The sequence below is a fragment of the Streptomyces sp. NPDC004561 genome, assembly GCF_053602155.1.
This window is the reverse complement of the sequence record NZ_JBSGDB010000447.1, coordinates 1-7131: the sequence shown is the minus strand read 5'-3', so window position 1 is coordinate 7131 and position 7131 is coordinate 1. Positions and strand designations below refer to the sequence as shown.

Below are 7131 nucleotides of genomic sequence, written 5' to 3'. Positions count from 1 at the left end.
GTGCCGGCGAGCAGCACGGTCCGCAGCGGGCCGAACCGGGCCGTGATCCGCCGGTTCAGCGCTCCCCCGGCCAGACCGCCGACCGTGTACGCGGTCGTCGCCGCCGCGTATCCCGCGGTGCCCGCGTGCAGCCAGCCGGTCACCAGGATCACCAGGGTGGCGATCAGGGCGCCCATGCCGATGTTGCACAGGGCCGTGGCGGCGCACAGCCCCCGCAGGGCCCGGTCGTGCCACAGGGTGCGCAGCCCGGCGGCGATCTCCCGGCGCAGGGTGCTTCCCGCGGCTCTCGGCGCGCGCTCGGGCGGGGCGGTCCGCAGGGAGACGACCAGGGCGGCGGCCAGCAGGAAGGTGGCTGCGTCGGTCAGGAAGGGGACGGCCGCTCCGGCGGCGATCAGCAGCGGCACGACGGGCGCCCCGAGCAGGCCGCCGGCGATCTTCTGCCCGGTCATCAGCCGGGCGTTGGCACTGCCGAGGGCCTCCGGGTCGACCAGGGCGGGCAGCAGGGCCGTGGCGGCGTTGTCGAACAGCGTCTGGAGCAGCGTCAGCGTGAAGGCCAGCGCGACGAGCAGCGCGATCGAGGCGTGGCCGAGCGCGACGGCCACGGCGAAGGACGCCATGAGCAGCCCTCGTACCGCGTCCACGGTCCACATCGCGCGCCGCTGGTCCACCCGGTCGGCGAGCGCTCCGCCGAGCAGCCCGAAGAGGAGCCAGGGCAGATAACCGCAGGCGGTGACCGAGGCGATGAGCAGGGGCCGGTCGGTCAGCGAGGCGGCGAGCAGCGGCAGGGCGGCTCCGCGCAGGGCGTCCCCGAACCTGGACACCACGGCGGCCGTCCACAGCCGCCCGAAGCCCCCGCGCCACGCGGGCGCATGCCTCTCCCCCGTCTCGACCGCCGCCACAACTCCCCCTCGCGGTTCTCGCCTTCACGAAAACCGTAGAGGGCACCACTGACAATCGGTCGGGCCCGCGGGCGGACACGGCTCGGGCCGAACGCCCGGCCGAAGGGGAACCGCTAGATCTCGCCCCGCAGTTTGGCGAGCGCCTCGGCGAGGATCGCCTCGCCGTCCGCGTCGCTGCGCCGCTCCCGTACGTACGCGAGATGCGTCTTGTACGGCTCGGTGCGCGGCGGGTCCGGCGGGTTGTCCCGGTCCTGTCCGGCCGGGAAGCCGCAGCGCGGGCAGTCCCAGGTGTCGGGAACCTGCGCGTCGCTGGCGAAGCTCGGCTGCGTCTCGTGCCCGTTGGAGCACCAGAAGGAGATGCGCAGACGCGGCGCGGACTCGCCGCGCTCGGCCTCGCCCATCGGCCCCGCCCCGACCCGGCTACCTCGGATCGCGTTGCCACTTGCCACGGTCGTAACTCCCTGCGTGATGGTGCCGCGAAGCGAGTCGGCGTTTCGCTTCGCTGCGAGCGCCTCAGTCTACGTAAGGCCCAACGCGCGTCCAGTGATTGGAGTTACCACCCCCACACACAGACGCAAGCCCCATGATAGGCCGCGCTCAGGGGCGCGTACCGAACATGGGGCCTTACGTACGGAATGTGTGTGCCTGCGGGCGGCTGTCAGCCGTTCGTCTTCATCAGGATGCCGAGGACGATGACGCACGCGAACCACAGCAGGCCGATCACGATGGTGATCCGGTCCAGGTTGCGCTCGGCGACCGAGGAGCCGCCGACGGAGGACTGCATGCCGCCACCGAACATGTCGGAGAGGCCGCCGCCCTTCCCCTTGTGCATCAGCACCAGCAGCATCAGCAGCAGGCTGAAGACGATCAGGGCGATCGAGAACCCCAAAACCACGGCTGGACCAACTTCCTCGGATTCGGATGGACGACGGGGGCACAGCGTCCGGGCTGTGCCCCCGCAAGAGTACGACGTATCGCCGCTACCGCCTACTCACGGCAGGCGTCACTGATCGCGGAAGCGCACGATCTTGACGAACTCGTCGGCGTCCAGCGAGGCGCCGCCGACCAGGGCGCCGTCGATGTCGGCCTTGGACATGATCTCGGCGACGTTGCCGGCCTTCACGGAGCCGCCGTACTGGATGCGGACCTGGTCGGCCACGTCCTGGGAGTACAGCTCGGCGATCTTGGCGCGGATGGCGGCGCAGACCTCCTGCGCGTCCTCGGCGCCGCACACCTTGCCGGTGCCGATGGCCCACACGGGCTCGTAGGCGATCACGACGGACTCGGCCTGCTCGGCCGAGAGGTCCTTCAGACCGCCCTCGACCTGGGTGAGGGTGTGGGTGACGTGGTTGCCCGCCTCGCGGACGTCCAGCTCCTCGCCGACGCACAGGATCGGGGTCAGGCCGTGCTTGTAGGCGGCCTTGACCTTGGCGTTCACCAGCTCGTCGGTCTCGTTGTGGTACTGGCGGCGCTCGGAGTGGCCGATGACCACGTAGGTGCACTTCAGCTTGGCCAGCATCGGGCCGGAGATCTCGCCGGTGTAGGCGCCGGAGTCGTGCTGCGAGATGTCCTGGGCGCCGTACTTGATCTTGAGCTTGTCGCCGTCGACCAGGGTCTGCACGGAGCGCAGGTCGGTGAAGGGCGGCAGGACGGCGACCTCGACGGCCTCGTAGTCCTTGTCGGCCAGGGCGAAGGCGAGCTTCTGGACGTGCGCGATGGCCTCGAGGTGGTTGAGGTTCATCTTCCAGTTGCCCGCCATCAGCGGCGTGCGCGTACTCAAAGGTCAGTCCTCCAGTGCGGCGAGGCCGGGGAGCGTCTTGCCCTCGAGGTATTCGAGGGAGGCGCCGCCACCGGTCGAGATGTGGCCGAATGCGTTCTCGTCGAAGCCGAGCGTACGCACGGCCGCGGCGGAGTCACCGCCGCCCACGACGGTGAAACCGTTCGAGTCGACGAGGGCCTGGGCGACCGCCTTGGTGCCCTCGGCGTAGTCGGGGTGCTCGAAGACGCCCATGGGACCGTTCCAGAAGACGGTCTGCGCGTCGGCGAGCTTCGAGGCGTACAGCTCTCGGGTCTTCGGGCCGATGTCCAGGCCCTCCTGGTCGGCGGGGATCTTGTCCGCGTCGACCACGGTGTGCTCGGTCGGCGCCTGGGCCTTCAGGTCCGGGAACTCCCGGGAGACCACGACGTCGACGGGGAGCACCAGCTCCACGCCCAGCTTCTCGGCGCGCTCCAGGTACCCGGTGACGGCCGGGATCTGGTCCTCCTGCAGGAGGGAGATGCCGACCTCGTACCCCTTGGCCTTGAGGAAGGTGTAGGCCATGCCGCCGCCGATGAGCAGCCGGTCGGCCTTGGTGAGCAGCTGGTCGATGACGGCGAGCTTGTCGGAGACCTTGGCGCCGCCGAGCGAGACGACGTACGGGCGCCTGACGTCCTCGGTGAGCTGCTTGAGGACGCCGACCTCGGTGGCGATCAGGTAGCCGGCGTAGTGCGGCAGCCTGGCCGGGAGGTCGTAGACGGAGGCGTGCTTGCGGTGCACGGCGCCGAAGCCGTCGCCGACGTAGACGTCGGCGAGGGCGGCGAGCTGGTCGGCGAAGGCGCCGCGCTCGGCGTCGTCCTTGGCCGTCTCGCCCGGGTTGAAGCGCAGGTTCTCCAGGACGGCGACGTGGCCGTCGACGAGGCCGGCGACCGTGTCCCGGGCGGACTGCCCGACGGTGTCGGTCGCGAAGGCCACGGCGGAGCCGAGGAGTTCACCCAGGCGGGAGGCGGCCGGAGCGAGGGAGAAGGCGGGGTCCGGGGCGCCCTTGGGGCGGCCCAGGTGCGAGGCGACGACCACCTTGGCGCCCGCGTCCGCGAGGGCCTTCACGGTGGGCAGCACAGCGCGGATCCGGCCGTCGTCGGTGATGGTGCCGCTCGCGAGCGGCACGTTGAGGTCGGCGCGGACGAAGACCCGCTTGCCGCTCACGCCGGCGGCGAGAAGTTCGTCGATCGTCTTCATTGAGTGGACTCCTGGGGAGGGCTCGTGGTGCACCTGATCGTAAAAGGACGTGCTCCGTACGCGTGACAGGGCCCGGACAGCGCGACGGTGCGCTGCCCGAGCCCTGCTCTCACTGCGAGGTCCTGCTTGCGATCAGAGCTGGTCGCCGACGAAGACCGTGAGGTCGACGAGGCGGTTGGAGTAGCCCCACTCGTTGTCGTACCAGCCGAGGATCTTCACCGAGTTGCCGTCCTGAACCATGGTCAGGGAGGAGTCGAAGGTGCAGGAGGCCGGGTCGCCGACGATGTCCGAGGAGACGATCGCGTCCTCGGTGTAGGCCAGGTAGCCCTTGAGGTCGCCGTCCTCGGAGGCCTTCTTGAACGCGGCGTTGACCTCGTCCTTGGTGACCTCGCGCTGGAGCTGCACGACGAGGTCGGTGGCGGAGCCGGTGGGAACCGGCACGCGCATGGCGATGCCGTCCAGCTTGCCCTTGAGCTGCGGCAGGACCAGGGCGGTGGCCTTGGCGGCACCGGTGGTGGTCGGGATGATGTTCTCGGCGGCGGCACGGGCGCGGCGCAGGTCCTTGTGCGGGAAGTCCAGGATGCGCTGGTCGTTCGTGTACGCGTGCACCGTGGTCATCAGACCCTTGACGATGCCGAAGTTCTCGTCGAGGACCTTCGCCATCGGGGCCACGCAGTTGGTGGTGCAGGAGGCGTTGGAGATGACGTGGTGCTTCGCCGGGTCGTACTTGTCCTGGTTGACGCCCATCACGATGGTGATGTCCTCATCCTTGGCCGGAGCCGAGATGAGGACCTTCTTGGCGCCGCCGGCGATGTGCTTCGCGGCGTCTTCCTTCTTGGTGAAGATGCCGGTCGACTCGATGACGATGTCGACGCCCAGCTCGCCCCAGGGGATGTCGGCCGGGTTGCGCTCGGAGAGCACCTTGATGGTGTGGCCGTCGACGGTGATGGTGTCGGCGGTGTGGGAGACCTCCTGCTTGAGGCGACCCAGGATCGTGTCGTACTTGAGCAGGTGAGCGGTGGTCGCGGTGTCACCCAGGTCGTTGACAGCCACAACCTCGATGTCGGCACCCTGCTCCAGGAGTGCGCGGAAGTAGTTTCGCCCGATGCGGCCGAAGCCGTTGATGCCTACGCGGATCGTCACGAACCGATCTCCTCGTGGTACGCCGGCCATGCGGTGCCGGCGAGCTCTGTTTGGGATGTCCCCGACCACCACCGACCCTACCTCTCTGAGGCCCCCTGAGTGACATCGAGATGCCGCATACACGGGCAGGCAGTCCGTACCCGCCAGTAGGGGTACGGACCACCAGGGATCGCCAGTGGCTTCGCTCGTATTTGTTACGGAATGCGGCCCCTTACTGACGCTGTTTTCACTCGTTCGTGAGCGGGTCGGCTCACCTGTCGAGTACCCGTTTTCCGCACTGTTGAGAGGGGGTTCCGCTCACCTGTCGAGGGACGCGAGCGCCTTCCTCATCAGAGCCGCCCGATCGGCCGCCGACGGCACCTGTTCCAGCCCGAAACCGAGCAGCACGGTGTCGTCCGTGGTGACCGCTCCGTACGTCTGGAACAGGGCCCCGGTGCGCGCCCAGTCCTTCAGGACGGCCGGGCTGCCCGGGGGCGGTCCGGCGGCCTTCCAGGTGCCCAGGGACGTCTCGAAGCCCTCGGTCTCCTTCGCCGCGCCGCCGACGACGAGCGAGGCGTCGTCCAGGAGGACGCCGTGCCCGCCGGTGCCCGGGTCGGTGATGTAGCTGACGGACACCTCCACCGACTTGCCGGCGTACGCGCTCAGGTCGAAGCCCACCTGCCGCCAGCCGCCGGAGCTGCCGGTGAGGCTGTTCCAGGAGCCGCTGGTGCCGGTCGCCGCGCAGGCGTTGTCCGCGAGCGTCAGGTAGTGCTTCAGCCAGGGGTGCTCGCCGATCAGGAACCCGGCCCCGCAGTCGGCCGGCACCGTCGCCCTGGTGGCCCCTCCCGCCTCCGGCAGGGTCGTCCAGTCGTCGGCCCCCACGGTGTGCGCCTCGACGACGGCGTGGTCGTAGCCGGGCTCGGTGTCCCACAGCAGCCGGGCGCTCAGGGCCGGCTTGTCGGCGGCGCTGACACCGGTGAGGTCGATGGTGCGCGTGAGGCGCTTGTAGGCGTCGTCGGTGTGCACGGCGGCGGCCATGTAGGAACCGCTGTACGGGCCGTACGGGTTCACCGTCCCGGCGAACCGGCCCGCGCCCGCGCTCTTGAACTGCGGGTACTTCTGCGGTGACAGCTCGTCCGAGGTCACACCGTAGGTGCCGGCCCTGTCCAGCGGGTTGCCGGGCGCGTCGGCGAGGGCACCGGTGTAGCCGTCGAGTTCACCCGAGCCGGTGAAGCCGGTCGCGCCCTTGGTCGACGTACGGCTGTAGGCGCCGAGGTAGTACTGGCTGAAGTCGTCCGAGAGGGTGCCGTCGCCGAGGTCGACGCTGCCGCCGGCCAGCTCGCCCGCCTCGATCAGCCTGCCGCCCTCGTTGAGGTAGGCGCGCAGCTGGAGCTGGGTGGGGTTGCCGGGGCCGTTGGCGCCGGAGTAGTGCACGACCGTCCCGAAGTGCTTCAGCACGCCGAGCGTGTCCGGCACGCCCTGGCTCGCCACGTCCCACACGATCGCCCGGTGCCCGGCCGCCTTCAGCGCGTCCACGTACTTCTGCGCCTGCGCGGCGGCCGCGCCCTCCTCGGCCACGACGAGGGCGTCCGCCGCGGGCCGCTCGGCGACCGTGTACGTGAAGTGGGAACTGGCGACCTTCTTCCCGCTCCCGGTCTCTCCGGTGAACCACACGTCGACCTTGTCGCCCGGTGCGCCGTCCCGCACCCTGGCCCGGTACTCGTCGAAGTAGAGGTTGTCCCCGCCGCCGTAGGTCCGGCCGCCCTTCCAGGGCCTGAGCGCCTGGTCGAGCGTACGGCCGCCGTTGACGCGGTACTTGAGCTCCTTGTCGCGGATCGCCTTGCGGACGACGACCGAGACCTCCTGGTCCGCGCCCCGGGAGTACGACGTGGAGAACGCGGCCGGGGTGAAGTCCGCCGCGCTCAGACCGACCGAGGAGACCGGCCGGTCCGGGTGTGCGGCGGTCTCGGCGACGGACAGCGCGAAGGGGACGTTCTTCTCGAACTCCTGCTGGATCAGCTTCTCGTCGTCGGGGAAGCTGAAGACCGACCGGCAGTCCTCGGGCCGCCAGGCGTCGTTGGGATCGACGTTCGCCGCGGTCTGGCAGGTCGACAT

General features: G+C 69.9%; 6 protein-coding genes and 1 pseudogene. All 7 read right to left on the bottom strand.

Features of this window, described 5'->3' with window-relative positions:
* Window positions 1-899, bottom strand: an 899-nt coding sequence (locus ACWEN3_RS37290; RefSeq protein WP_452980411.1) for an MFS transporter, incomplete at its 3' end; no start/stop codon positions are given.
* Window positions 900-1012: 113 nt separating this feature from the next.
* Window positions 1013-1348, bottom strand: a complete 336-nt coding sequence (locus ACWEN3_RS37285; protein ID WP_003957010.1) for an RNA polymerase-binding protein RbpA — start codon at window positions 1346-1348, stop codon at window positions 1013-1015.
* 209 nt (window positions 1349-1557) lie between these two features.
* Window positions 1558-1794: a preprotein translocase subunit SecG gene (gene secG / locus ACWEN3_RS37280; protein ID WP_452980408.1), complete on the bottom strand. Its 237-nt coding sequence runs from the start codon at window positions 1792-1794 to the stop codon at window positions 1558-1560.
* A gap of 108 nt (window positions 1795-1902) precedes the next feature.
* Entirely contained in the window at window positions 1903-2679 is a 777-nt protein-coding gene (gene tpiA / locus ACWEN3_RS37275) for a triose-phosphate isomerase (protein ID WP_452980405.1), read from the bottom strand.
* 3 nt (window positions 2680-2682) lie between these two features.
* Window positions 2683-3894, bottom strand: coding sequence for a phosphoglycerate kinase (locus ACWEN3_RS37270; RefSeq protein WP_452980402.1), 1212 nt, complete (start codon window positions 3892-3894; stop codon window positions 2683-2685).
* 132 nt (window positions 3895-4026) lie between these two features.
* Window positions 4027-5037 carry a type I glyceraldehyde-3-phosphate dehydrogenase gene (gene gap / locus ACWEN3_RS37265; RefSeq protein WP_452980399.1) on the bottom strand — a complete coding sequence of 337 codons (1011 nt, stop codon included), beginning with the start codon at window positions 5035-5037 and terminating at the stop codon, window positions 4027-4029.
* Between the two features lie 297 nt (window positions 5038-5334).
* A pseudogene (locus ACWEN3_RS37260) lies at window positions 5335-7131 on the bottom strand (zinc carboxypeptidase); the annotation flags it as partial.

Bases quoted from the DNA above. Each gene is read 5' to 3' on its own strand.
- ACWEN3_RS37270 (WP_452980402.1), bottom strand. From the start codon at position 3,894: ATGAAGACGATCGACGAACTTCTCGCCGCCGGCGTGAGCGGCAAGCGG.